This window comes from Deinococcus grandis (assembly GCF_001485435.1).
Taxonomy (GTDB): Bacteria; Deinococcota; Deinococci; order Deinococcales; family Deinococcaceae; genus Deinococcus; species Deinococcus grandis.
This window is the reverse complement of sequence record NZ_BCMS01000001.1, coordinates 1,690,271-1,714,317: the sequence shown is the minus strand read 5'-3', so window position 1 is coordinate 1,714,317 and position 24,047 is coordinate 1,690,271. Positions and strand designations below refer to the sequence as shown.

The following is a 24,047-nucleotide window of genomic DNA, read 5'->3' as shown; positions in this document are numbered from 1 at the left end:
GGTACCCTGCGGCATGACCCGCCGACTGCTGCCGCTGGCCCTGACGCTTCCGCTGCTGGCCGGGTGCGACCCGCAGGGCCTGGACCTGTACTCCCCGACGGACGCGCGGGACTATGTGCGGTCCTGCGCCCGCGCCCGCAGTGACATCATGTGCCGCGCCATGCAGCCCACTCTGGCCGCCGTCGGCGGCCCCGTGAGCGTCCTGCTGCCCAACACCGGGGACACCGAGCGCGAGGAGGCCCTCACGCGCTTCCTGGCCGGGCGGGGCACCACCCTGGCCGCCTTCCGGCGCGACGCGGCCCTTCAGGCGGCGTTCGCCCGCGCGAACATCTTCCCGGTCGCGCAGCTGCGCACGGGCACCCTCCGCACGCTGGACGGCACCCCGTATGACGTGACGTGCATGGACCGGGGAGGCGACCGGTCACCCGAATGCCTGATCGGCCCACTGCGCGGTCTGGACGACCTGCACTACCTCAAACCCCGGGCAGACAGCCTGTACGCGACGTTCCCGGCGACGCCGGGACAACTCATCTTCCTGCCGTTCTGAGGCCCGAGCATGGGCAAGCGATGAAGGCGGCCTGCACCCATCCCGGTGGGTGGGCGGGGATCATGCCGGGATGAGCCGGTCTGCCCCCACCCCCCGTGACGGTTTCGTGCAGGTGCGCGGCGCGCGGGAACACAACCTGAAGAACGTGGATGTGGACCTGCCCAGAGGCGCCCTGGTGGTGTTCACCGGGGTGTCGGGGTCCGGGAAGTCGTCCCTGGCGTTCGGGACGCTGTACGCCGAGGCGCAGCGCCGCTACCTGGATTCCGTGTCGCCGTACGCGCGGCGGCTGTTCAACCAGCTGGGCACCCCGGACGTGGACCGCATCGAGGGCCTGCCGCCCGCCGTGGCGCTCGAGCAGGGGCGGGGCGTGACGTCGGCGCGCAGCACGGTGGGCAGCCTGACCACCCTGAACAACGTGTTGCGGCTGCTGTACTCCCGCGCGGGCGACTACCCGGGGGGGCAGGGCATCATCTACGCGGAGGGGTTCTCGCCGAACACCCCCGAAGGCGCCTGCCCGGAGTGTCACGGGCTGGGCCGGGTCTTCGACGTCACCGAGGCGAGCATGGTGCCCGACCCGTCCCTGACGATCCGCGAGCGGGCCATCGCCGCGTGGCCGACCGCGTGGGGCGGACAGAACCAGCGGGACATCCTCGTGACCCTGGGCTACGACGTGGACACGCCCTGGCGCGACCTGCCGCAGCGTGACCGCGACTGGATCCTGTTCAGCGACGAGCAGCCGCAGGTGCCGGTCTACCCGGGGTTCACGCCCGAGGAGACCCGCCGGGCCCTGAAACGCCGCGCCGAACCGTCGTACATGGGGACATTCACGTCTGCGCGGCGGCACGTGCTGCACACCTTCGCGACCAGCGGCAGCGAGAGCATGAAACGCCGCGCGGCGTCCTTCATGGTGATTCGCGAGTGCCCCGTCTGCCACGGCAAACGCCTGACCCGCGAGGCCCTGGGCGTCACCTTCGCCGGGCTGGACATCGCGGACTTCTCGCGCCTTCCGCTGAGCCGCGCCGCCGAGCTGCTGGCCCCCGCCGCCCGTGGGGACACGGACCGCCCCGGTGGTCCGCCACGCCCGCAGGAGGAGGCGCTGGCCCTGACCCGTCTCGCGGGCGACCTGTGCGCGCGGATCGAGGTGCTCGGGCGCCTGGGCCTGGGGTACCTGGCGCTGGAACGGGGCACGCCCACGCTCTCGCCCGGGGAGCTCCAGCGGCTGCGGCTGGCGACCCAGCTGTATTCGAACCTGTTCGGGGTGGTGTACGTCCTCGACGAACCGTCCGCCGGGCTGCATCCCGCCGACACCGAGGCGCTGCTGGGCGCCCTGGACGACCTGAAGGCCGGGGGGAACTCGCTGTTCGTGGTCGAGCACGACCTCGCCGTGATCCGCCACGCCGACTGGATCGTGGACGTCGGCCCGGCCGCCGGGCAGGACGGGGGCGAGGTGCTGTACAGTGGCCCACCCGACGGGTTACGGAACGTGGCAGCCTCGCAGACCGCGCGCCACCTCTTCGCGACGCCCACCCCGCCCCGCCCGGCGCCGCGTCAGCCGCAGGGCTGGCTGGAGGTGCAGGGCGTGACCCGCAACAACCTGCGCGGCCTGGACGCGCGCCTGCCCCTGGGCGTCCTGACTGCCGTGACCGGCGTGAGCGGCTCGGGTAAGTCCAGCCTGATCACCCAGGCCCTCGCGGACCTGCTCGGCGCGCACCTGGGCGTTACGCCGCCCGCACCGGAGGGCGGGACCGACCCAGCCGACCTGCTGAGCGCCGACGACGCGCCCGCGCCCACCGGCGGCACGCTGGGCGGGGACGTGGCCCGCGTGAAGCGGCTGGTGCAGGTCACGCAGAGTCCCATCGGGCGCACGCCGCGCAGCAATGTCGCCACGTACACCGGCCTGTTCGACCACGTCCGCAACCTGTTCGCCGCGACGCCCCTGGCCCGGCGGCGGCACTACCGCCCCGGCCGCTTCTCCTTCAACGTGAAGGGCGGCCGCTGCGAGCACTGCCAGGGCGAGGGCTGGGTCATGGTGGAACTGCTGTTCCTGCCGTCCGTGTACGCTCCCTGCCCCGTCTGTCACGGCGCCCGCTTCAACGACAGCACGCTGGAGGTGAAGTGGGCGGACCTGACCATCGCGCAGGTGCTCGACCTGACCGTGGACGCCGCCGCCGACGTCTTCGCGCACGAGCCTCCCATCGCGCGCGCCCTGAGCACCCTGCAGGAGGTGGGACTGGGCTACCTGCGGCTGGGGCAGCCCGCCACGGAACTCTCCGGCGGGGAGGCGCAGCGCGTGAAACTCGCCTCGGAACTCCAGAAGGCCACGCGCGGCCACACCGTCTACCTGCTCGACGAGCCCACCACCGGCCTGCACCCCAGCGACGTCGAGCGCCTGCACGCGCAGCTGCGCCGCCTCGTGGACGCCGGGCACACCGTGATGCTCGTCGAACACGACCTGGGCCTGATCGCCGCCGCCGACTGGGTGATCGACCTCGGCCCCGGCGCGGGCGAGGACGGCGGGCAGATCGTCGCGCAGGGCACCCCCGAACAGGTCGCCCGCTCACCGCGCAGCCGCACCGCGCCGTACCTGCGCCGCGAACTCGACGAACGCGCCCAGCCTGCCCTGACCTGAACAGGGAGCAACAGCGAACCTCCCCCGACAGTGGGGGAGGCTACCGTCCGCTATCAGCGATCAGACCGGCTTACTGGAAGAGTTGAGACACCTTGATCAGCGTCTGCCAGACGCCCCAGACGAGGGGAATGCCGGGCACCAGCCACGTCAGGTAGATCACGGGGGAGAGCGGTTCGGTGGATTCTGGGGTGGAACGGGTCATGCGGACCTCCTGACTGGGATGGGTGTCAGTCGTGGCTGGGGGCGGGCGCGCGGTTCTCGGCCCAGAACTTCTCGGCGACGGGGCGGACGAGCAGGTTGGCGACGAAGCCCACGACGAGCAGCGCAGCCATGATGGACATGGTGGTGCTGTAGGCCTGCGCGGCGGGCACGCCGGACGCGATCTGCCGGTCGCGGAAGCCGTTCACGAGGCTGGGGCCGACGATCGCGGCGGCACTCCAGGCGAGCAGGAGGCGGCCGTGGATCGCGCCGACGTTCGCGGTGCCGAACATGTCGCGCAGGTACGCGGGGATGGTCGCGAACCCGCCGCCGTACATGCTCATGATCACGCAGAAGCCCGCGACGAACAGGATCAGGCTGCCCATGTTCCCGAACATCGGGATCAGGAAGTACAGTACGGCGCCCAGCGCGAAGAAGATCATGTACGTGGGTTTGCGCCCGATGCGGTCACTCGTGGACGACCAGAAGAAGCGGCCCGCCATGTTGAAGATGCTCAGCAGGCCCACGAACCCGGCGGCAGCGGCGGCAGTGACGCCGTTCCCGGCGCCCAGCACGCGGTCGCTGAACATCTCCTGGATCATGACGCTGGCCTGCCCGAGCACGCCGATCCCGGCGGTGACGTTCAGGAACAGCACGGCGAACAGCAGCCAGAACTGCGGCGTGCGGAACGCCTGATCCACGAGGACGTTGTGGGTGCTGATCATGCCGCCCGGCTGGGGTTTCGGCGTCCAGCCGGGGGGCGTCCAGCCGTCGGCGGGCACGCGGATCAGGAACGCGCCGAACAGCATGAACAGCAGGTACACGGCGCCCATGATCAGGAAGGTGCTGCCGACGCCCAGCGTGCCGTCCGTGGCGAAGCGCCCCATCAGGGCGGTGCCCAGCGGACTGCCGATCAGGGCGCCGCCGCCGAAGCCCATGATCGCCATGCCGGTGGCGAGGCCCGGGCGGTCTGGGAACCACTTGATGAGCGTGCTGACCGGACTGATGTACCCCAGGCCCAGGCCGATGCCGCCCAGCACGCCGTTCCCGAAGATCACCAGCGACAAGGAGTGCAGTTTCACCCCGAGCGCCGCGACGAAGAACCCGCCGCAGAACAGCAGGGCGCTGGCGACCATGGTCTTGCGGGGTCCCTCGCGTTCCACCCACTTGCCGAACAGGGCGCTGCTGGCGCCCAGGAAGAACAGCGCGACGCTGAAGATCAGGCCGACCTGAAGGAGGGTCCAGTCGCCGGGCGCGCCCGTCTCGGCGCTCACGTCGCCGCTGAGCAGCCGGGTGAGGGGTTTGTTGAACACGGAATAGCCGTAGATCTGGCCGATGCTCAGGTGCACGGCCAGCGCGGCGGGCGGTACCAGCCAGCGGCTCCAGCCGGGCCCGGCGACGGACTGCGGACGATCCAGAATGCCCATTGCGACCTCCTGTCAAGCGTTCAGTTGTTTGACATGGAGGAGTCTAGGCGCTCGGGTGCACGCCGGTCTTCACGCGTCTGCCGGAGAATCCTCATGTGACCCGCCACCCAGACGGCCCGCTCCGGCGTACACGGTAAGCCGGTCCCCACGCGCGAAGCCGCACAGCGTCACGCCGAACGCCGCCGCCGTATCCACCGCGAGGCTGGTCGCCGCGCCCACCGCCACGATCACCGCGATCCCCGCCGTGACGGCCTTCTGCACGATCTCGAAGCCCGCGCGGCTGCTCACCACCAGCACGGCGTCCGGCAGCGGAAGGCGGCCCTGCGCCTGCGCCCAGCCCACCAGTTTGTCCACGGCGTTGTGCCGCCCCACGTCCTCGAAGGCCGCCAGCCGCGTGCCGTCCGGCGTGAACAGCGCCGCGCCGTGCAGGCCGCCGGTCGCCGCGAAGCCCGGCTGGGCCGCCGCGAGGGCCTCCGGCAGGCCCGAGAGCCACGCTACGTCCAGCGGGCCGCCCGCCCAGGACGGGGGAGAGGCGCGGGCAATCAGGCGCTCCACGCTGCCCGACCCGCACACCCCGCACGCGCTGGATGACACCGCCAGTCGCGCGCCCGCCGCCAGCCGCGCGAAGTCCGGCGTGTGCAGGTGCCACACGTTCCGGTTCTCCGCGTCGGGGTGCAGCGTGAGGTCGTCCGGCAGCAGGCCCTCGGCGACCAGCCAGCCCAGCAGCAGTTCGTGGTCGTGGCCGGGTGTGCGCATCAGCACCCCCAGCGGCAGCGGGCCGTCCGGGGTGTGCAGGCGCAGTTCCAGCGGTTCCTCGACCGCCACGGCGTCCACCCGCTCCGCTGGCGCCCCGCCCCGCCACAACACGACGGGGAGGCCGGTCGTCGCCTCCCCGCCCGGTCCGTCGTCTGGGTTCAGCGCCCTACCTCGGCCTGATTCGCGGTCTGTGGCACGGCCTCGTTGGCCTCACGCAGCGCCCGCCCCGCGCCCTTCAGGAGCGCGAAGATCGCGCCGAGCGCCACCTGCACGTCCCGGTCCTTGAGCAGGCCCAGCAGTTCACCCAGGCCGATGCCCTTCCCGGCCGCGACGTGCCGCGCGCCCTCGTGCACGCCCACCGTGACCGCGTGGCCCAGCACGCTGACCTCGCCCGGATCGAGTTCGGAGAGGGTCTTGCCGAGTTCGGTCACGTTGCGGAGCAGGGCAGTGCTGCTCTGCCCGCCCAGGATGTGCAGCAGCGACGCCGTGAGGCCCTCGCCGCCCCGCACGGTCTTCTGCGCGACGTCCAGCACGCCGTGCTCGTGCAGCTGCCGCAGCAGGTGCAGGCCCGCGAGCAGCGCCTCGGTGGAGTCTGCCACCTCGGTGTGTAGCTGCTCCTGCGGGGTGGGCGTGCGGGGCGTGAATTCGAGTGGTTTCGCCATTCAGGACTCCTCCGTGGGTGTGAAACGCTCAGTCATCGGCGCCCAGCGCGTCGGCTCGTGCGTTCAGGCTGTCGCCGTGCATGGGCAGCAGCCCGCCCGGGAACACGTAGTCGGGCCGCGCCCACTTGCGCTCGACCTCCACGCCCTGCTGCGGCGTCGGGTGCCCCCAGCGCGGGTTCGTGGCGGGCAGCGGGTTGGGGCCCACGTCGTGCAGCACGTCCAGCCGCACGCGGGTGTCCTTGTACGCCGGGGTGTTCGTGGTCGCGTCGCCCTGCGAGCCCGTCAGGCGGTTCACGGCGTCCTCGGCCTTGCGGGCGTTCATGGGCACGAACACCTGATTCCCGCTGACCCGCCCGGTCACGAGCACCTGGAGCCTCACCGCGCCGTGCTCACTGACCAGCCGCGCCCACTGCCCACTCTGGATGTTCCGCTCGGCGGCCAGTTCGGGGCTGATCTCCACGAACGCGTCCGGGGCCTTCGCGGCGATGCCCGCCACGCGGAAGGTCATGTTGCCCTCGTGGAAGTGCTCCAGCATGCGCCCGCTGTTCAGGTGCAGGTCGAACTGGTCGTTCGGCGCCTGCTGGCGGGGCCGGTACTCCCCGGCGTACAGGCGCGCCTTCCCGTCGGGGAAGTTGAAGCGCTCGGTGTACAGCAGAGGCTGATCGGTGCCGTCCTCCGCGACCGGCCAGCACAGCGTGTCGTAGCCCTCCAGGCGGTCGTAGCTCACCCCGGCGAAGTGCGGCGTGAGGCGCGCGATCTCCGCCATGATCTGGGCGGGATGCGTGTAGCCCCAGCGGTGACCCATGCGCTCGGCGACCGCCGTGTAGATCTGCCAGTCGGGCTTGGTGCCCTTCAGAGGCGGCATGACCTCGTACAGCCGCTGGATGCGCCGCTCGGTGTTCGTGAAGGTGCCCTCCTTCTCCAGCGACGCAGCCGCCGGGAGGATCACGTCCGCGAAGCGCGCCGTGTTCGTGAAGTACAGGTCCTGCACGACCAGGAACTCCAGCGCCTCGAAGCCCTCCTGCAGGTGGTTGGCGTTCGCGTCGGTGAGGCTCATCTCCTCGCCCGTGATCCACATGGCGCGCAGGTCCCCCCGGATGGCCGCGTCGATCATCTGCGTGTTGTCCAGGCCGCGTTCGGGGCGGAGGGTGACGCCCCACTCGCGCTCGTGGCGCTGCACGGCGAACGGATCGTCCACCTTCTGGTACCCGCTGACCGCGTCCGGCTGCGCGCCCATGTCCGACGCACCCTGCACGTTGTTGTGGCCGCGCAGCGGGTACGCGCCGGTCCCCAGCCGCCCGTAGTTCCCGGTGATCAGGAGCAGGTTGCTGATCGCGGCGCTCGTGTCGGTCCCGCCGCACTGCTGCGTGACGCCCATCGCCCACAGGATGCACACCCGCTCCTCGCCCGCGATGCGCCGCGCCAGAGCCTCCAGCGTCGCCGCATTCAGGCCGGTCTCGCGCTCGGCACGCTCCAGGGTGTACGCCTCGATGGACGCGCGGAACTCGTCCAGGCCGTTCACGCGCTCCGCCAGGAAAGTCTTGTCCTCCAGCCCGTTGTCGAGGATGAACTTGCTGACCGCCGCCAGCCACACGAAGTCCGTCCCGGGGTTCGGGCGGTGGAACTCGTCGGCCCGGCGGGCGAGTTCATGCTCGCGGATGTCGAACACGATCACCCGCGTGTGCCCCAGCTTCTGCGCGCGCTTCACGCGGGTGGCGAGCACCGGGTGGCTCTCGGCGGTGTTGCTGCCCACCGTGATCACCAGACTGGCGTTCTCGATGTCCTTGATGGTCCCGCTGTCCCCGCCGATCCCGACCGTCAGGGACAGGCCCTTGCTGGCCGGGGACTGGCAGTAGCGCGAGCAGTTGTCCACGTTGTTCGTGCCGATCACCTGACGCGCGAACTTCTGCACCAGGAACGCTTCCTCGTTGCTGGCCTTGCTGCTCGCCACGAACGCCAGCGCGTCCGGTCCCTTCGCCGCGCGGATCTCGGTGAAGCGCCGCGCGACCAGCGCCAGCGCCTCGTCCCACGTCGCCTCGCGGAAGCGGTCCCCGTCACGGATCAGGGGACTGGTCAGGCGGTCCTCGCTGTTCACGTAGTCCCAGCCGAACTTGCCCTTCACGCAGGTGCTGATGCCGTTGGCGTGCCCCAGACCCGGCTCGACCTTCAGGATGTGCCGTTCGTCCGTCCAGACGTCGAACGAGCAGCCCACGCCGCAGTACGTGCAGACCGTCTTCGTCTTCTTGATGTAACGGTCACGGGCGGCCGACTCGATCTCTGACACGTTCATGATCGGCTTCAGGCCCGCGCTGGCCTCCACGCCCTTGACGACGTCAATGGCCGAGTTCCACACCGGCAGCGGAATCCCGGTGAACAGCCCCGCCTCGCCCAGCATGGATTTCTCCTGGAGGGCGTTGCAGGGGCAGACCGTGACGCAGTGCCCGCAGCTCACGCAGCTGCTCTCGCCGATGGGTTTGCCGCCGTCCCACAGCACGCGCGGCTGCTCCGCCTCCCAGTCGATGGTCAGGGTCTCGTTCACCTGCACGTTCTGGCAGGCCTCCACGCAGCGGCCGCACAGGATGCACTGATCCGGGTCGTAGCGGTAGAAGGGATTGCTCATGTCCTTCTCGAAGCCCTTGGGCTGAAAGGGCCGGGTCTGGTGGTCGATGCCCAGCACGCCCAGCGTGTTGTGCACCGTGCAGTTCCCGTTGTTGTTGTCGCACACCGTGCAGTACAGGTCGTGGTTCGCCACGATCCGGTCGTACGCGTCGCGCTGCGCGGCGCGAGCGGCGTTCGTCTGCGTGCGCACCACCATCCCGGCCCGCACCGGCGTCCCGCACGCGCGGCCCACCACGCCGTCGATCTCGACCGCGCAGGTGTCACACGTCTGCAGGGGGCCCAGCTGCGGGTGGTAACACACCTGCGCCAGCTCGATCTGCGCGCGGTTGATCACGTCCACCAGCGGCTCGCCTGCCCACGCGGCCTGCGCGGCCCCGTCCACCATGACCTGCACCTGCGCCCCGCGCGGCGGCCGGGTCGGGCCCACCTCGCTGCGGATATGCGCGTCGTTCGGCACGTCCAGTTCGCCCATACGTCCTCCCTTGAAACTCCGGCGAGTATAGGCGCGGCCCCCCCACGCGCAAGTCATCCCGGATGCATCAAGACTTCATGCAGGCGCGGACTCATGCGCGGACAGGACAGCGGCCCGGCGCCTGCGCAGCCGGGCCACGGGACCGGACGCGGGATTACAGCACCAGCACGCCGTGATGCTTCGCCTTGTCCGCCGGTTCCACGTGAATGTTGATCGAGCAGTCCGGCGTCGTCTCGCGGATGGCGTCCTCCAGCCGGTCGCAGATGGCATGCGCCTCCGTGACGGTCATGTCGCCCGGCACCACCATGTGGAACTCGATGAACGTGAGGCTGCCCGCATGCCGCGTGCGCAGGTCGTGCATCTCCAGCGCGCCCGCGCCCGCCGTGCTCATGGCCGCCCGGATGCGCCGCTCGGTGTCCGAATCGACCGCCGCGTCCATCAGGCCGCCCACGCTGTCACGCACGAGCAGCCACCCGCTCCAGAGGATGTTCAGCGCCACCAGCACCGCCAGCAGCGGGTCCAGCCAGTACAGTCCGGTCAGGCGCGCGGCCAGCACGCCCACGAGCACGCCCACGCTGGTCACCACGTCGCTCATGACGTGCTTACCGTCGGCCAGCAGCGCCGGGGAGCGCAGCGCCCGCCCGTGGCGCAGCAGCACCGTCGCCCACAGCGCGTTCAGGGCGCTGGCGCCCAGGTTCACGCCCAGACCGACCAGCCCGGTGCCGCCCTCCGGCGGGGCGGGATTCATCAGGACCGGCAGGGCCTCGCGCACGATGGCGGCGGCGGCCAGCACGATCAGCACGCCCTCGGCGACCGCGCTGAAGTACTCGGCCTTCGTGTGCCCGTAGGGATGGTTGGCGTCCGCCGGGCGGGCCGCGACGCGCAGCGCGATGAACGCCGCGACGGCCGCCGCCACGTTGATGATGCTCTCCAGCGCGTCCGAGTACAGGGCCACGCTGCCCGTCAGGACGTACGCCAGGAACTTCAGGCCCAGGACCACCACGGCCACGAGAATGCTGCCCAGCGCCAGCCGGGAGGCGCGCTGCGAGGACTGCTGGGAGGCGGAGGGAACGGTCACTGGCGGAGCGTAGCAGGGTTAGGTGCGCCGAACACCGTGCCCCGTGCAGGAACAGCCCAGACCTGGATGACGCCCGCCGATTCTGTCCTGTGCAGAACGCGCCCTGATACAATCGTTCGGTGACCGAGCCCGACCTCCTTGCCCAGCTCAACCCCACCCAGGCCCAGGCCGCCGACCACTACACCGGCCCGGCCCTGGTCATCGCCGGCGCCGGCAGCGGCAAGACCCGCACCCTCATCTACCGCATCGCCCACCTGATTCAGCACTACGGCGTGCAGCCCGGCGAGATCCTCGCCGTGACCTTCACGAACAAGGCCGCCGCCGAGATGCGCGAACGCGCGGGCCACCTCATCGACGGCGCCGACAAACTCTGGATGAGCACCTTCCACAGCGCCGGGGTGCGCATCCTGCGCGCCTACGGCGAACACATCGGTCTGAAACGCGGCTTCGTCATCTACGACGACGACGACCAGCTCGACATCCTCAAGGAAGTCATGGGCTCGGTGCCCGGCATCGGCCCGGACACCAACCCCCGCGTCCTGCGCGGCATCCTCGACCGCGCCAAGAGCAACCTCCTCACCCCCGACCAGATCGCCCGCAGCGGCGAACCCTACATCAGCGGCGTGCCCCGCGAGGCCGCCGCCGAGGTCTACCGCCGCTACGAACAGCGCAAGAAAGGCCAGAACGCCATCGACTTCGGCGACCTCATCACCGAGACCGTCCGCCTCTTCCAGGAAGTCCCCGCCGTCCTGAACGCCGTGCAGAACCGCGCGAAGTTCATCCACGTGGACGAGTACCAGGACACCAACAAGGCCCAGTACGAACTGACCCGCCTGCTCGCCAGCCGCGACCGCAACCTGCTCGTCGTCGGGGATCCAGACCAGTCGATCTATAAATTTAGAGGCGCCGACATCCAGAACATCCTGGATTTCCAGAAGGACTACCGCGACGCGAAGGTGTACCTGCTGGAACACAACTACCGCTCCAGCGCCCGCGTGCTGACCATCGCGAACAGGCTGATCGAGAACAACGCCGAGCGCCTCGATAAGACCCTCAAGGCCGTCAAGGAGGACGGGCACCCGGTCGTGTTCCACCGCGCGACCGACCACCGCGCCGAGGGGGATTTCGTCGCGGAGTGGATCACGCGCCTGCACACCCTGGAGGGCCGCAAGTTCAGCGAGATGGCGATCCTGTACCGCACGAACGCGCAGTCGCGCGTGCTCGAGGAATCGTTGCGGCGCGTGCAGATCCCCGCGAAGATCGTGGGTGGCGTGGGCTTCTACGACCGCCGGGAGATCAAGGACATCCTCGCGTACGCCCGGCTGGCCATCAACCCCAGTGACGACGTGGCGCTGCGCCGCATCATCGGGCGGCCCAAGCGCGGTATCGGCGACACGGCGATGATCAAGCTGATGGACTGGGCCCGCGCGAACGGCACCAGCCTCCTGACCGCCTGCGCGAACGCCGAACAGGCCCGCATCCTCGACCGCGGCGCGGCGCGCCCCGTGGAGTTCGCCGCGCTGATGGAGGCCATGGCGGACGCCGCCGAGAACTACGACCCCGCGCCGTTCCTGCGTTTCGTGATCGAGACCAGCGGGTACCTCGACCTGCTGCGCCAGGAGGGGCAGGAGGGCCAGGTGCGCATGGAGAACCTGGACGAACTCATCAACGCCGCGCAGGAATGGGCGCAGGAACACGACGGCACCATCGCGGACTTCCTGGACGACGCGGCGCTGCTGTCCAGCGTGGACGACATGCGCACCAAGACCGAGAACAAGGGCGCCCCGGAGGACGCCGTCACCCTGATGACCATGCACAACGCCAAGGGCCTGGAGTTCCCCGTGGTGTTCATCGTGGGCGCGGAGGAGGGCCTGCTGCCCAGCAAGGGCGCCCTGGTCGAGGCGGGCGGCATCGAGGAGGAACGCCGACTGTTCTACGTGGGCATCACCCGCGCCATGGAACGCCTGTTCCTGACCGCCGCGCAGAACCGCATGCAGTTCGGCAAGACGAACGCCGCCGAGGACAGCCGCTTCCTCGAGGAGATCGAGGGGCACTTCGACACCATCGACCCGTACGGGCAGGTCATCGAGTACCGCGCCAAGACCTGGAAACAGTACCGCCCGACCGTGCCCGCCCCGAGCGCCGTGAAGAACACCAGCCCCATGACCGCCGGAATGGCCTTCCGGGGCGGCGAGAAGGTCAGGCACCCCAAGTTCGGCGAGGGGCAGGTGCTGGCCGTGGCGGGCGTCGGCGACCGGCAGGAGGTCACCGTGCACTTCCCGTCCGCGGGGACCAAGAAGCTGCTCGTGAAGTTCGCGAACCTCAGCCCCGCCTGAACCGGGATGCGGGGGGGCGGAATCGGGCCGCTGGGCGCGCAATTCCCAAGAAACTCGCAGAGGCGCCCCCGGGACTGGACCTGTCACGATAGGGCCGTGAGTGTTCCCGATTCCTCCCCGCCGCCCGGCCGGCCTGCCCCGTGGCAGTCCACCGGGTCCATCCAGGAGTTCCTGCGGTCGCTGTGGCAGTACGCGGCGTTCCGCCTGATCGTGTTCGCGCTCGTGGGGGTGCTGGCCCTGCAGTTCGGCGGGTGGCTGCTCGGGCACCTCGCGAGCGTCATCGTGACGGTCCTCGGGGCTTACGCACTGGCGTTCCTCGTGAACCCGATCCTGTCCTGGCTGGAACGCCACCGGGTGGGCCGCGCGGTGGGCGTGCTGCTGCTGATCGTGATCCTGGCGGGCGCCCTGACGCTGCTGGGATTCCTGGTCAGTTCACAGCTGCGCGGCCTGATCGACGGCCTGCCGTACCTCGCGCACAACCTCAAGGTGATCGTCAATTCCCTGCTGGACCGCCTGGACAGCATTCCGGGCACCTCGGGCCTGAAGGCCAGCGTCACGGCGTACATCGACACGCAGACCTCCAACCTCACGGAGAACACCGGGCCGCTCATCGAGCGGCTGGTCACCTCCGGCCCGGACGTCCTGGACACCCTGTCCGGACTGGTCGGGTGGCTGGGGCAGCTGGGCCTGCTGCTGACCCTCGCCATGTACTTCATGTTCGAGTACAACACCTTCGGGGCGGGCCTGCTGAAGCTCTTCCCGCGCACGTGGCAGCCCACCGTGCTGCAACTCGCCGAGGACGTCAGCGACAGCTTCGGCATGTACCTGCGCGGCACCGTGATCACCGCGATCGCCTGCGCGCTGCTCGCCACGACCGGCCTGCTCATCCTGAAGGTCCCGAACGCCCTGGCGCTGGGCATCCTGAGTGCCTTCGTGAACCTCATTCCATACGTGGGGATCGTCGTGGCGTCCATCCCGCCCATGCTGCTCGCCATCCCCCAGGGCACGACGACGGTCGTGGAGGTCGGCGCGCTGTACTTCGTGATCAACCAGCTGCTCGGGAACGTCATCGGGCCGATGGTCATGGGCCGCAGCACCAGCATCGGCCCGGCGAGCATCCTGATCGCGATCCTGGTGGGCCTGACCCTGGCAGGCGCGATGGGCGCCATCCTCGCCATTCCCTGCGCGGTCCTGCTCAAGCGCTGGACCAGCCGTTACTGGCTGCGCAGCCCCCTGTACCGCGGCGTGCGTGGCGGCGCCGCTCCCGCCCGCGAGGAACTGCCTACCGAACGATAAAGAGCGAGAAGGAGGCGCACCCGGGTTCAGGGGTGCGCCTCCTTCTGCGTGGGTTCAGCGGGTGGCGATCTTCAGGCGGCGTTCGAGCTGATCGGTGAAGAACGTCATTACGGTCGTCAGGGCCAGGTACACGCCCGCCACGGTCGTCAGGACCGGGATGGGCAGGAAGCTCTCGGAGGACACGCGCTGACCGGCCAGCGTGAGTTCCAGCAGCGCGATGCTGGACGCCAGTGAGGAGTCCTTGAGCAGCGCCACGAGGTTGTTCACCAGCGGCGGCACCACGATGCGCAGCGCCTGCGGCAGGATCACGGTGGTCATGGTCTGCGGACCGCTCAGGCCCAGACTGCGGGCCGCCTCGGTCTGCCCGCGCGGCACGGCCAGGATCCCGGCGCGGATCACCTCGGCGTTGTACGCCCCCACGTTCAGCGACAGCGCGATCACGGCGGACCAGAACTCGTTCAGCTGCACGTCGATCCCGATGCCCTTCAGGAGGGGCGGCAGGGCGTTGTACACGAACAGGATCTGCACGAGCAGCGGCGTGCCGCGCACCAGCCAGATGAACAGGCTGGCGGGCGCCCGCACGATCCACAGCGCACTCGTCTTCTGGATCCCGGCGATGGTCCCCACGATCAGGCCGATCAGGCCGCTGACCACCGTGAGTTGCAGGGTCATGCGCGCGCCGTCCACGAACAGGTCGGCGCGCGGGCCGATCGGGTCGGGCATCTGCCGCAGGATCAGCGTGATCAGCCAGAACAGGGCCAGGAAGGCGACCGCCGCACCGCCCAGCCACAGCAGCAGGGCGCCCAGGCCGAGCGGCTGGCTGGCGCGGGGCGGGGTGGGCTTGGCGGTCATGACAGCCTCCGCGTCAGGGGGGCGTGCTCGGATGGAGAACCGGGTTGCATTTGCAGGATTGTGCCACACTCCGCGCCGCGCGGCCCCACCCTGCCTGGGGCGGCGACCCGCATCCGGCCCAGCGGGACGCGCCCCGCCACCTCGGACGGGCAGCGGGGCGCGCGGTCACGAGCGCTTACTTGCAGCGCACGTCCGTACCGAAGTACTTGCCGCTCAGTTTCGCGTACGTGCCGTCGCTCATGGCCTTGGCCAGCGCGGCGTTCAGTTCCTTCAGGAGGCTGGCGTTGCCCTTCTTCACGGCCATGCCGATCTTCTCGTTGAACAGCAGCGAACCCTGCACGACCTTGCCCTTCTGCGCCTTCACGAGATCCAGGCCCGTGAACTTGTCGCCCACCCAGGCGTCCACGCGGCCCGCCATGAGCGCCGCCTGCGCGTCGGTGTCCTTGGGGAAGGTCTTGACGTCCTTCACGCCGGGCACCTTGCGCACGTTCTCCAGGTACGTGGTGCCGACCTGAACGGCGACCGTCTTGCCCTTGAGTGCCGCGGCGTTCATGGGCCCGCCGGGTTTCGTGACGACCGCGCCGCCCGTGCAGTAGTGCGGGTTGGTGAAGTCCACGGCCTTCTGCCGTTCGGGCGTGATGCCGTGGCTGGCGATCACGAAGTCGTAGCGGTCCTGACCCAGGCCGATCAGCAGGTTGTCGAACGGCTGGATGACCCACTGCACCTTCAGGCCCAGCTGTTTGGCGAGCGCGTTGGCGAGTTCGACCTCGAAGCCGGACGGTTCCTTGCCCTTCATGACGTTGAAGGGCGGGAAGGCGCCCTCGGTGGCGATCTTGACGGTGCCGGACTGCTTGATCTCGGCCCAGGTGCGGGCCTGCGCGGTGGTCAGGAGGGTCAGTGCAGCGAGGGTCAGGACTACGTTCTTCATGCGGACTCCTTGAATGGGGTGGAACCAGGCACCGACCGGCGCGGAACGCAGGAGAAAATGACCGGCCCGGGGCTGGACCTGTAACGGGTGCCGCGATTCTACCGCACCCGCGCGCCCTCACATGAAGGGCCGCTGAACGCCGCCGGGGCCGCCCTCCTGGTGGAGGTGGCGGCCCCGGCGGCGGCAGAGGTCAGGTCACTCAGTACGTGCTGACGGGCGCGGCGTACTCGTAGCCCAGGCCGGGGGTGTCGGCCTGGCCGCGCGTCCCGGCGGGCGTGCCACGGTCGATGGCGGCCTCGCTGCTGGGATCGAAGGCGTGCAGGCGGGTCTGGTCGACGAGCAGCTCGATGCTGTCGCCGGGCAGGACGTTCGCCTGACCCTCGACCTTCGCGGTGATGTGCTGCCCGGCCACGTCGATGATCAGGTCCGTCTGGGCGCCCAGCGGCTCGACCACGACGACCTGACCGCGCAGGACGTTCGAGCCGCGCGGCAGGTCGGTCATGCCGACCATGCCCAGGTGCTCGGGGCGGATGCCCATCAGGACGTCCTTGCCCTCGTAGGCCTTCAGGCTCTGGCCCAGGCGGCCCATCGCGCCGACGCGGTTCTCGCCGATCACGAACTCGCCGTTCTGCACGCGGCCCGTCAGGAAGTTCATGCTGGGGCTGCCGATGAAGCCCGCCACGAACTTGTTCTGCGGGAAGTCGTACAGGTTCATGGGGGTGTCCACCTGCATGATCACGCCGTCCCGCATGACCACGATGCGGTTGCCGAGCGTCATGGCCTCCACCTGGTCGTGGGTCACGTACACGATCGTGGCGCCCAGGCGGCGGTGCAGCTGGCTGATCTGCGAGCGCATCTCGACGCGCAGCTTGGCGTCCAGGTTCGAGAGCGGCTCGTCCATCAGGAACACTTTCGGCTCGCGCACGATCGCGCGGCCCATCGCCACACGCTGACGCTGACCGCCCGAGAGTTCCTTGGGCTTGCGGCCCAGCAGGTGCTCGATCTGGAGGATCTTCGCGGCTTCACGCACGCGCTTGTCGATCTCCTCTTTGGGCGTCTTGCGGAGTTTCAGGCCGAAGGCCATGTTCTCGTACACGTTCATGTGCGGGTACAGCGCGTAGTTCTGGAAGACCATCGCGATGTCGCGGTCCTTGGGCGGCACGTCGTTCACGACGCGGTCACCGATCTTCAGGATGCCGTCGCTGATGTCCTCCAGGCCCGCGATCATGCGCAGGGTCGTGGACTTCCCGCAGCCGGACGGCCCGACGAACACCATGAACTCGCGGTCCTGGATGTGCAGGTTGAAGTCCTTCACCGCGTGGTGCTTCGTGCCGTAGCGCTTGTTGATGTGCTCCAGAATCACTTCTGCCATGACGTGCCTACCTTTTCGCCCCTGCTCTTACCCGTGAATGGCTCCGCACCGCTGGGGTGAGGAAGAATCGGGTAACCGGGGTACGTGAATGAAGCCCAGGTGTCCGTTGAAGCCGCGCTGACGAGCGCAGCATACCACGCCCACCCGGCGCGCGGAATGCCGCCCACACGCTGAAATCCAGACATGAGCCGCGGCGGGGGCGGTACGCGGTGGGGGATTTCCCCTGACCGCACACCGCCCCCGCCGGGCCGCGCGTACTTCCGCGCCGACTACTCCGTACCGACGTCGTGCCCGTCGTCGCGCTGCTCCAGACGGAAGCCGTGAGGCAGGAAATCCCGCACGTACCCGCTGACGATGTCGCCGTGCTGGTTCACGCACACCACGCGCGCGTCCGGCGCGAACTCGAACAGCACCTGCCGGCACGCGCCGCACGGACTGGCGGGCGGGGTCGCCTCGGAGTACACGACGATGTCGGTGAAGTCGCGCTCGCCTGCGGTGGCCATGGCCTGCACGGCGCTCTGCTCGGCGCAGCGGCCCAGGCCGTAACTGGCGTTCTCGACGTTCGCGCCGAAGAACACGCGGCCGTCACGGGTGCGCAGCGCCGAGCCCACATGGAACTTGCTGTACGGCGCGTACGCCTGCCGGAAGGCGGCTTTCGCGCCCTCGAGGAGCTGGGGGTCGGGGGTCAGGTTCAGTGCGTTGGCGTTACTCATGAGTGTCCTCGGTCTCCAGCTCGTTCACCTGCGGGGCGCGTTCCACACGCACGCGGGTCACGCGGCGCTGGTCGGCGTCCTCGACGGTGAAAGCCCAGCCGTTATGGGTGAAGTGCTGCCCCGGCTCCGGGATGTCCCCGAAGTGGCTGGTCATGAAGCCGCTCAGGGTATCAAATTCACCCTCGCCGTCCTCGATGTTCGCCCCGAGGCGCTCCTCGACCTCGCCGACCGTCAGGCTGGCGTCCATCAGGTACACGCCCTCGCCGATCACCTCGATCATGGAGACCTCCTCGTCGTCGGTCTCGTCGTAGATCTCACCCACGATCTCTTCCAGGGCGTCCTCCAGCGTGACCAGACCGGCCGTGCCGCCGAATTCGTCCACGACGATGCTCATGTGGCTCTTCTTGTCGCGCATCTTGGCGAGCAGGTCCTTGATCTTCATGCCCTCGGGCACGAAGTACACCGGGCGCATCACGTCCGCGATCAGGGTGTGGTCCAGCGTCTCGAGGTGCGCGAGCATGTCGCCGGTGTGCACGATGCCCACGATGTTGTCCGGGGTGTCCTGGAAGACCGGCACGCGCGAGTAGCCGTGCTCGGCGTTCAGGTCCAGCAGGCGGCGCAGCGGCGCGGCCCCGTCCACGAGCACCATGTCGATGCGGGGCGTCATGACCTCGCGCACGGTCGTGTCGGACAGGTCGAACACGTTGTACACGAGTTCCTTCTCGTCGTCCTCCAGCACGCCCTCCTGGCTGGACGCGCTGACGATCATGCGGATCTCCTCTTCCGAGTAGGCCGTGTGATGCCCGGCGACGCCGCGCAGGCCGAACAGGCGCACCACGCCGTTGCCCAGCGCGTTCAGGCCCTTGATGGCCCACTTGAAGATCGCCGTGAAGATCAGCAGGGGCCGGATGACGACCAGACTGACCTGCTCGCTGCGCTGCAACGCCCAGCTTTTCGGCGCGAGCTCCCCGAACACGATGTGCAGCACGGTGCTGATCGCGAACGCCACGCCGAACGAGATCGCGGTGATCTGCGCCTCGCTGAACTGCCCCTCGGGGAACAGCGGGTGCAGCAGGTGCTCGATGGCGGGCTCGGCCACGAAACCGATCGCGAGGCTGGCCATGGTGATGCCCAGCTGCGTGGCGGCGATGTACAGGTCGAGGTTCTGCAGCGCCTTCTGCGTGGCCTTGGCAGTGGCGTTCCCCTCGTCGGCCAGCTGGTCGATGCGGGTGCGGCGCACGCTGACGAGCGCGAACTCCGCCGCGACGAAGAAGCCGTTCATGAGCACCAGGAAGAACAGGGCGACGATTCCGAGCAGATCATTCATGTATGGACGCGCTCCAGGGTCGCGTCATGGTCATCCGCAAGGCGCAAGCTGCCCGCCCCGCCCGGCGGTTGCTCAGGCGGGTGCGTCGGTGACCGGAAGTGGGGTGCCACGGCAAAAACGCCGCCCTCGGGCGGTGTTCTCCGGGCGCGGTACGTGAGCCGGAACTGGGAGGCTCCATAGCAGTTGCGAGGATAACACACCCCACTGGGCGGGGGGACAGTCGTCCCGGCGCCCGGGCCGTCACCCGTGCGGGAACGTGGGCGCGGGCGGTACGCTGGCCCCACCACATCCACAGGAGGCACCCCGCATGACCCAGGCCACCCCCGACACCTACCGCGCCCTGCGCGTCCTGAAGGACGACCAGGGCTCCCGCGCCGAACTCCAGACCCTGCCGCTCTCGGCCCTGCCGGACGGGGATGTCCTGATCCGCGTGACGCACTCCAGCCTGAACTACAAGGACGGCCTGGCCGTCAGTGGCCGCCCCGGCGTGCTGCGCACCCACCCCATGACGCCCGGCATCGACCTCGCGGGCACCGTCATCGAGGATACCTCGGGCCGCTGGCAGCCGGGCGACGCGGTCATCCTGACCGGCTGGGGCATCGGCGAGCGGCAGGACGGCGGGTACGCCACCCGCGCCCGCGCCCGCCCCGAGTGGCTGGTCGCGCAGCCCACCGGGACGGACGCCCACTGGGCCATGAGCGTCGGCACGGCCGGGTTCACCGCCATGCTGGCCGTCATGGCGCTGGAGGACCACGGCCTGACGCCCGGCAGCGGCGAGGTGCTCGTCACCGGCGCGGCGGGCGGCGTGGGCAGCACCGCCGTGGCCCTGCTGGCCCGGGCGGGGCACACGGTCGTGGCGAGCACCGGCCGCGCCCAGGAGGAAGCGTACCTGCGTGACCTGGGCGCCGCGCGGATCATCGGGCGTGACGAGCTACCCGCCCTGACCCGCCCGCTGGAGAAGGAACGCTGGGCGGGCGTGGTGGACACGGTGGGCGGCGCCACGCTGGCCGGAGCGTACGCCTCGACCCGCACGCACGGCAGCCTCGCCGTGTGCGGCCTGGCGGGCGGGCACGACCTGAACGCGACCGTATTCCCGCTGATTCTGCGCGGCGTGAATCTGCTGGGCATCGACTCCGTCAACTGCCCCCCCGCCCGGCGCGAGGCGGCCTGGGCGCGGCTGGCGCGTGACCTGCCCGCCGCCCGCCTGGAGGCCGTCACGCAGACCCGGCCCCTCTCGGACGTGCCCGCGCTGGCGGCCGAGATCCTGGCGGGGCGCGTGCGGGGCCGCACCGTGATCGAGATCGGCTGACCCGGGCGGTACACTGCGCGGCGTGAACCTGCCCGCCCGTGTCCGCGTCACCCGCCCCCCACTGCCCCTGGCGCCCGCGCTGAGGACGGCCGCCGCGCGCCTGTGCCCGGACGCGCCGCTGGACGCCCTGAGCGGCGCGGCGCTGGCGATCGCGGGCGGCGCGGTGATCGGCGCGCACCTGCGCTGGCCGGGTGGCGAGGCCGCGACTGTCGAGACCGGCTGGCGCGGGCGGGGCATCGAGGAGGCCCTGGCCGCCGCGCTGGCCTGAGCGGACCGGGCCGAGCGGTCTGGACGCTGCCTAACGGTCGTTTGGTAGCCTGGGGGCATGACCGTCACCGAAGCCGACCCCGGCATGTCCTTCGCGCTGAGCAGCGACCAGCGCCTGATTGTGGAGCACGTCCGCGACTACGCCCGCGCCGAGATCGCCCCGCACGCCGCCCAGTTCGACCGCAGTGGCGACTACCCCCGCGAGCAGCTGCGCGGCCTGGCCGACCTGGGCCTGATGGGCGCCACCGTGCCCGAGGCGTGGGGCGGCGCGGGCCTGGACTCCGTCACGTACGCCCTGTGCCTCGAGGAGATCGCCGCCGCGGACGCCAGTGTCGCCGTGATCGTCAGCGTGCAGAACGGCCTGCCCGAGCAGATGATCCTGCGCTACGGCACCGACGCGCAGCGTGACCTCTATCTGCGCCCACTGGCCGCCGGGCAGCACATCGGCGCGTTCTGCCTGACCGAGAGCGGCGCGGGCAGTGACGCCGCCAGCCTGCGCCTGCAGGCCACCCGCGACGGGGACGACTGGGTGCTGAACGGCACGAAAGCCTGGATCACCAGCGGCGGTCAGGCGGACACGTACCTCGTCATGGCCCGCACGGGCGGGAGCGGCGCGCGCGGCGTGTCCTGCTTCATCGTCGAGAACGGCGCGCCGGGCCTGAGCTTCGGGAAGCCCGAGGAGAAACTCGGCCTGCACGCCAGCCACACCACCACCGTCACCTTCGACGGGGTGCGCGTCCCGCACGCGGACATGGTCGGCGAGGAAGGCCAGGGCCTGATCATCGCGCTGGCCAGCCTGGACGCGGGCCGCATCGGGATCGCCATGCAGGCCCTCGGGATCGCGCGCGCCGCGATGGAACACGCCACCCGCTACGCCGCCGAGCGCGAGCAGTTCGGCAAACCTCTGCGGGAATTCGAGGGCGTGTCGTTCAAGATCGCCCGGATGGCCGCCCGCATCGAGAGCGCCCGGCTGGTCGCGCTGAAGGCCGCGTGGCTCAAGGACCAGGGCCGCCCGTACGGCAAGGAGGCCAGCATCGCCAAACTGCTCGCCAGTGAGGCCGCCGTGGACGTCACGCGCGACGCCATCCAGATCTTCGGCGGGAACGGCTACAGCCGCGAGTACCCTGTCGAGCGTCTGTACCGCGACGCGAAGGTCACTGAGATCTACGAGGGCACCAGCGAGATCCAGCAGCTCGTGATCAGCCGGGCCGTCTTCAACGAACTGACCTGAACCCCTGCGACAGAGGGGCGCCCGAGGCGACCGCCGGGTGCCCCTCTGCCCCTTCCCCTTCTGCCCGTCACTGCCGGGTGTACGACCGGTCGCCCAGGTACAGGTGTGTCTTCGACCGGTCCCAGAAAAATGCGACGGTGCGGGTCACGGTCCCCGCGCGGTCCCGCAGTTCCAGCGTGTACCCGTCGAACCGGTACGTGCCGCTGCGCGTGGGGTCACTGCCGACCGCCGCGCCGGTCGTCTGCGTGGCGCCGGTATTCAGGTTCCCGTACACGGCACTGCCGCCCCGCAGGGTGTACGTGCCGTCCGGCCGGAACGAATACGTCACGCGGGTGGTGGCGGTCGCGCCGGACATCAGCGTGCCCGAGGTGTACGCCGAGAAGAACTCGTAGTCGCCGTTCAGCCGCTCGGGCGAGGCACCAGGGACGGCCAGGGTGCCGGACAGTGCCGCCCAGGTCGCGCCGCGTTTCACCTCCAGCGCCGCGCCCCGGCGCCGCCACTGCCCCCACATCGTCGGTTCGCCCTTCACCGACGCGGCCACGTTCAGGTCGCTGGGGGTCCAGCGCAGGTTGAAGTACGCCCGGCCATCCTTCAGCAGCAGCACCACCGACTCCTCGCCCAGCACGTTGATCCCGTCGGAGCGGGTGGCGTACCCGTGGACGATCCCCTCGATCTGCGCGGCCTTCAGACCCTGCCCCGGCGCCGCGCGGTAGAGGTTGAAGACCCGCGCCTCCTCCGCCCGCGCACGCCGCTCCTGCTCGACCGGTGACACGCCGACCGGCGCGCCCGCCGGGGTGCAGACCGTCTGGGTGGTGTCGGCCCGCGCCCCGTACGCCTGCTGCCCGTACAGCAGCGTCCGCCCGCTGCGGTCCTTGATCGCCCGGAAGAAGTTGAACAGCGTGACCTTCCGGATCAGGCTGTCGTACGACCCGGCCCCCACGATCAGGTCCTCCAGCACGTCACTGTCGCCGTCCGCCGTGACGGTCAGGGTGCCCGACGCCCGGTCGTACATGAAGGTCCCGGCCTGATCCTTCAGGTCGTACGCGGCCCCGCTGCGCGGACGGACGCTGCCCTGCGCCACCCGCACCCCGCCGTCCCCGTACAGGTTCAGGGTGTACTGGTACGCCGCGACAGTCGCGCTGTCCTCGTCGGTGTCCTCCCGCACGCAGCGGAACGCGCCGGGACCCAGCGGCCCACCTGCCGTGAACGGCGCCTGACCCCCGGCCGCCCCCAGCACCTTCAGGACGAACGCGCGGTTGAACGGAGCGAAGTTCGTGCCGGTGATGAACGGCCCGCCGTCCCCCGCCTGGGCAGGGGGCGCGGCGGACTGCGCGGGTGCTGAGGTCACCGGGGCGCCCTGGCGCAGAGCAGCGGTGCGCGCATACTCCGCCGGGTACAGCTGCGCGAGGTTCGCGTACGTGCCGAGCTGCGCCCGGATGGCGCGGCAGTCGTCACGCGGCGAGGCGCTGCCCGCGTCCAGCGCCGCCTCGGTCTGCGCGCGGCGCTCCCCGGCCACGGCCCGCAGCCGGGGCAGGACCTCCGGCGCGGCGGCCTTCAGGTACGCCTCCAGCTGCGGCACGCCGGACGCCACCTGCCACGCCGCGAACCCCTGCTCGATCACCGCGCGGTCCCCTGGCGCGCGGCTCAGACACCAGTCGCGAATGGTGCCGCCCACCTGAGCCGCGCCGTACAGCACGGCCGCCGCCTGGATCAGTTCCGGGTCGGGGGGCGCGGTGGCCGCGCGGGCCTGACCCAGGCCGGACAGGGCCAGCACGAGAACGACGGGATGGACGGCAGGGGAGACAGGCATACGGACCTCACACGGCAGCAGTCGGTGATCATGAGGGGGCCCCGGACGGACGCCGACCCGGGCAGACTCGCCGGGGCGCGGCGGCGCGCGTTCCCCGGACACCGTGGACGATGGGACGTGACCGAACTGAACTCCGGGTCACTGTACCAGCCCGGGAACCGTGAAGGGTCATCCACGTTCACGGCATCCCCCGGCGCGGCGCGGCCCGTGAGAATGCC

Annotated in this window: 19 protein-coding genes; 7 read left to right on the top strand and 12 right to left on the bottom strand. The window is 70.2% G+C overall.

The genetic code is table 11. The annotated features are described in order from the left end of the window. Positions 1-13 precede the first annotated feature (13 nt). Both DEIGR_RS08455 and DEIGR_RS08450 read left to right on the top strand, forming a co-directional pair. Positions 14-547: a hypothetical protein gene (locus DEIGR_RS08455; protein WP_058976562.1), complete on the top strand. Its 534-nt coding sequence runs from the start codon at positions 14-16 to the stop codon at positions 545-547. A 70-nt stretch (positions 548-617) separates the two neighbouring features. Beyond that, positions 618-3,176 (top strand): excinuclease ABC subunit UvrA, encoded by a 2,559-nt coding sequence (locus tag DEIGR_RS08450; protein ID WP_058976561.1) that lies wholly within the window; start codon positions 618-620, stop codon positions 3,174-3,176. Between the two features lie 70 nt (positions 3,177-3,246). Here the strand turns inward: DEIGR_RS08450 and DEIGR_RS21470 are convergent, their stop codons facing one another. From DEIGR_RS21470 to DEIGR_RS08425, 6 genes are all read right to left on the bottom strand, one after another. Beyond that, positions 3,247-3,378, bottom strand: coding sequence for an MFS transporter small subunit (locus DEIGR_RS21470; RefSeq protein ID WP_255416048.1), 132 nt, complete (start codon positions 3,376-3,378; stop codon positions 3,247-3,249). A 25-nt stretch (positions 3,379-3,403) separates the two neighbouring features. Next, complete coding sequence (locus tag DEIGR_RS08445) at positions 3,404-4,801, bottom strand: L-lactate MFS transporter (RefSeq protein ID WP_058976560.1); 1,398 nt, start codon at positions 4,799-4,801, stop codon at positions 3,404-3,406. 69 nt (positions 4,802-4,870) lie between these two features. Then, on the bottom strand, positions 4,871-5,626 hold the full coding sequence (locus DEIGR_RS08440) for a formate dehydrogenase accessory sulfurtransferase FdhD (RefSeq protein WP_236704703.1): 756 nt from the start codon (positions 5,624-5,626) through the stop codon (positions 4,871-4,873). Between the two features lie 89 nt (positions 5,627-5,715). Next, positions 5,716-6,219: a DUF1641 domain-containing protein gene (locus DEIGR_RS08435; protein ID WP_058976558.1), complete on the bottom strand. Its 504-nt coding sequence runs from the start codon at positions 6,217-6,219 to the stop codon at positions 5,716-5,718. Between the two features lie 28 nt (positions 6,220-6,247). Next, complete coding sequence (gene fdhF, locus DEIGR_RS08430) at positions 6,248-9,310, bottom strand: formate dehydrogenase subunit alpha (protein WP_083523976.1); 3,063 nt, start codon at positions 9,308-9,310, stop codon at positions 6,248-6,250. A 154-nt stretch (positions 9,311-9,464) separates the two neighbouring features. Continuing rightward, positions 9,465-10,388 (bottom strand): cation diffusion facilitator family transporter, encoded by a 924-nt coding sequence (locus DEIGR_RS08425; RefSeq protein WP_058976557.1) that lies wholly within the window; start codon positions 10,386-10,388, stop codon positions 9,465-9,467. A gap of 119 nt (positions 10,389-10,507) precedes the next feature. Here DEIGR_RS08425 and DEIGR_RS08420 point away from each other — a divergent pair, with 119 nt between their 5' ends. Together DEIGR_RS08420 and DEIGR_RS08415 are read left to right on the top strand one after the other, a co-directional pair. After that, a complete protein-coding gene (locus DEIGR_RS08420) occupies positions 10,508-12,724 on the top strand; it encodes an ATP-dependent helicase (protein WP_058976556.1) in 2,217 nt (738 codons plus the stop codon). Between the two features lie 96 nt (positions 12,725-12,820). Continuing rightward, a complete protein-coding gene (locus DEIGR_RS08415) occupies positions 12,821-14,020 on the top strand; it encodes an AI-2E family transporter (protein ID WP_058976555.1) in 1,200 nt (399 codons plus the stop codon). Between the two features lie 54 nt (positions 14,021-14,074). Here DEIGR_RS08415 and DEIGR_RS08410 read toward each other — a convergent pair whose 3' ends face one another. The 5 genes from DEIGR_RS08410 to DEIGR_RS08390 all read right to left on the bottom strand — a co-directional run bounded on the left by DEIGR_RS08410 (position 14,075) and on the right by DEIGR_RS08390 (position 19,212). Next, the gene (locus DEIGR_RS08410) at positions 14,075-14,872 is read right to left on the bottom strand and encodes an amino acid ABC transporter permease (RefSeq protein WP_058976554.1); all 798 of its coding nucleotides are present in this window, start codon (positions 14,870-14,872) and stop codon (positions 14,075-14,077) included. Positions 14,873-15,047: 175 nt separating this feature from the next. Continuing rightward, positions 15,048-15,800 (bottom strand): ABC transporter substrate-binding protein, encoded by a 753-nt coding sequence (locus DEIGR_RS08405; protein WP_058976553.1) that lies wholly within the window; start codon positions 15,798-15,800, stop codon positions 15,048-15,050. A gap of 199 nt (positions 15,801-15,999) precedes the next feature. Then, positions 16,000-17,172: an ABC transporter ATP-binding protein gene (locus DEIGR_RS08400; protein WP_058976552.1), complete on the bottom strand. Its 1,173-nt coding sequence runs from the start codon at positions 17,170-17,172 to the stop codon at positions 16,000-16,002. Positions 17,173-17,441: 269 nt separating this feature from the next. Then, positions 17,442-17,885, bottom strand: coding sequence for a cytidine deaminase (gene cdd, locus DEIGR_RS08395; RefSeq protein ID WP_058976551.1), 444 nt, complete (start codon positions 17,883-17,885; stop codon positions 17,442-17,444). Then, positions 17,878-19,212 carry a hemolysin family protein gene (locus tag DEIGR_RS08390; protein WP_058976550.1) on the bottom strand — a complete coding sequence of 445 codons (1,335 nt, stop codon included), beginning with the start codon at positions 19,210-19,212 and terminating at the stop codon, positions 17,878-17,880. The genes cdd and DEIGR_RS08390 overlap by 8 nt, the downstream gene beginning before the upstream one ends. A 307-nt stretch (positions 19,213-19,519) precedes the next feature. Here DEIGR_RS08390 and DEIGR_RS08385 point away from each other — a divergent pair, with 307 nt between their 5' ends. The 3 genes from DEIGR_RS08385 to DEIGR_RS08375 are packed head-to-tail and all read left to right on the top strand — an operon-like array spanning position 19,520 to position 22,019. Beyond that, the gene (locus tag DEIGR_RS08385) at positions 19,520-20,521 is read left to right on the top strand and encodes an MDR family oxidoreductase (protein WP_058976549.1); all 1,002 of its coding nucleotides are present in this window, start codon (positions 19,520-19,522) and stop codon (positions 20,519-20,521) included. Positions 20,522-20,543: 22 nt separating this feature from the next. Further along, on the top strand, positions 20,544-20,789 hold the full coding sequence (locus DEIGR_RS08380) for a hypothetical protein (protein WP_058976548.1): 246 nt from the start codon (positions 20,544-20,546) through the stop codon (positions 20,787-20,789). Positions 20,790-20,846: 57 nt separating this feature from the next. Next, a complete protein-coding gene (locus DEIGR_RS08375; RefSeq protein WP_058976547.1) occupies positions 20,847-22,019 on the top strand; it encodes an acyl-CoA dehydrogenase in 1,173 nt (390 codons plus the stop codon). Between the two features lie 67 nt (positions 22,020-22,086). Here the strand turns inward: DEIGR_RS08375 and DEIGR_RS08370 are convergent, their stop codons facing one another. Then, positions 22,087-23,829, bottom strand: a complete 1,743-nt coding sequence (locus DEIGR_RS08370; RefSeq protein WP_153013685.1) for a hypothetical protein — start codon at positions 23,827-23,829, stop codon at positions 22,087-22,089. Positions 23,830-24,047 lie beyond the last annotated feature (218 nt).

Coding starts and splice junctions, on each gene's coding strand:
- DEIGR_RS08445 (WP_058976560.1), bottom strand. CDS start 4,801: ATGGGCATTCTGGATCGTCCGCAGTCCGTCGCCGGGCCCGGCTGGAGC.
- DEIGR_RS08390 (WP_058976550.1), bottom strand. CDS start 19,212: ATGAATGATCTGCTCGGAATCGTCGCCCTGTTCTTCCTGGTGCTCATG.
- fdhF (WP_083523976.1), bottom strand. CDS start 9,310: ATGGGCGAACTGGACGTGCCGAACGACGCGCATATCCGCAGCGAGGTG.
- DEIGR_RS08450 (WP_058976561.1), top strand. CDS start 618: ATGAGCCGGTCTGCCCCCACCCCCCGTGACGGTTTCGTGCAGGTGCGC.
- DEIGR_RS08435 (WP_058976558.1), bottom strand. CDS start 6,219: ATGGCGAAACCACTCGAATTCACGCCCCGCACGCCCACCCCGCAGGAG.
- DEIGR_RS08385 (WP_058976549.1), top strand. CDS start 19,520: ATGACCCAGGCCACCCCCGACACCTACCGCGCCCTGCGCGTCCTGAAG.
- DEIGR_RS08400 (WP_058976552.1), bottom strand. CDS start 17,172: ATGGCAGAAGTGATTCTGGAGCACATCAACAAGCGCTACGGCACGAAG.
- DEIGR_RS08375 (WP_058976547.1), top strand. CDS start 20,847: ATGACCGTCACCGAAGCCGACCCCGGCATGTCCTTCGCGCTGAGCAGC.
- DEIGR_RS08410 (WP_058976554.1), bottom strand. CDS start 14,872: ATGACCGCCAAGCCCACCCCGCCCCGCGCCAGCCAGCCGCTCGGCCTG.
- DEIGR_RS08405 (WP_058976553.1), bottom strand. CDS start 15,800: ATGAAGAACGTAGTCCTGACCCTCGCTGCACTGACCCTCCTGACCACC.
- cdd (WP_058976551.1), bottom strand. CDS start 17,885: ATGAGTAACGCCAACGCACTGAACCTGACCCCCGACCCCCAGCTCCTC.
- DEIGR_RS21470 (WP_255416048.1), bottom strand. CDS start 3,378: ATGACCCGTTCCACCCCAGAATCCACCGAACCGCTCTCCCCCGTGATC.
- DEIGR_RS08455 (WP_058976562.1), top strand. CDS start 14: ATGACCCGCCGACTGCTGCCGCTGGCCCTGACGCTTCCGCTGCTGGCC.
- DEIGR_RS08370 (WP_153013685.1), bottom strand. CDS start 23,829: ATGCCTGTCTCCCCTGCCGTCCATCCCGTCGTTCTCGTGCTGGCCCTG.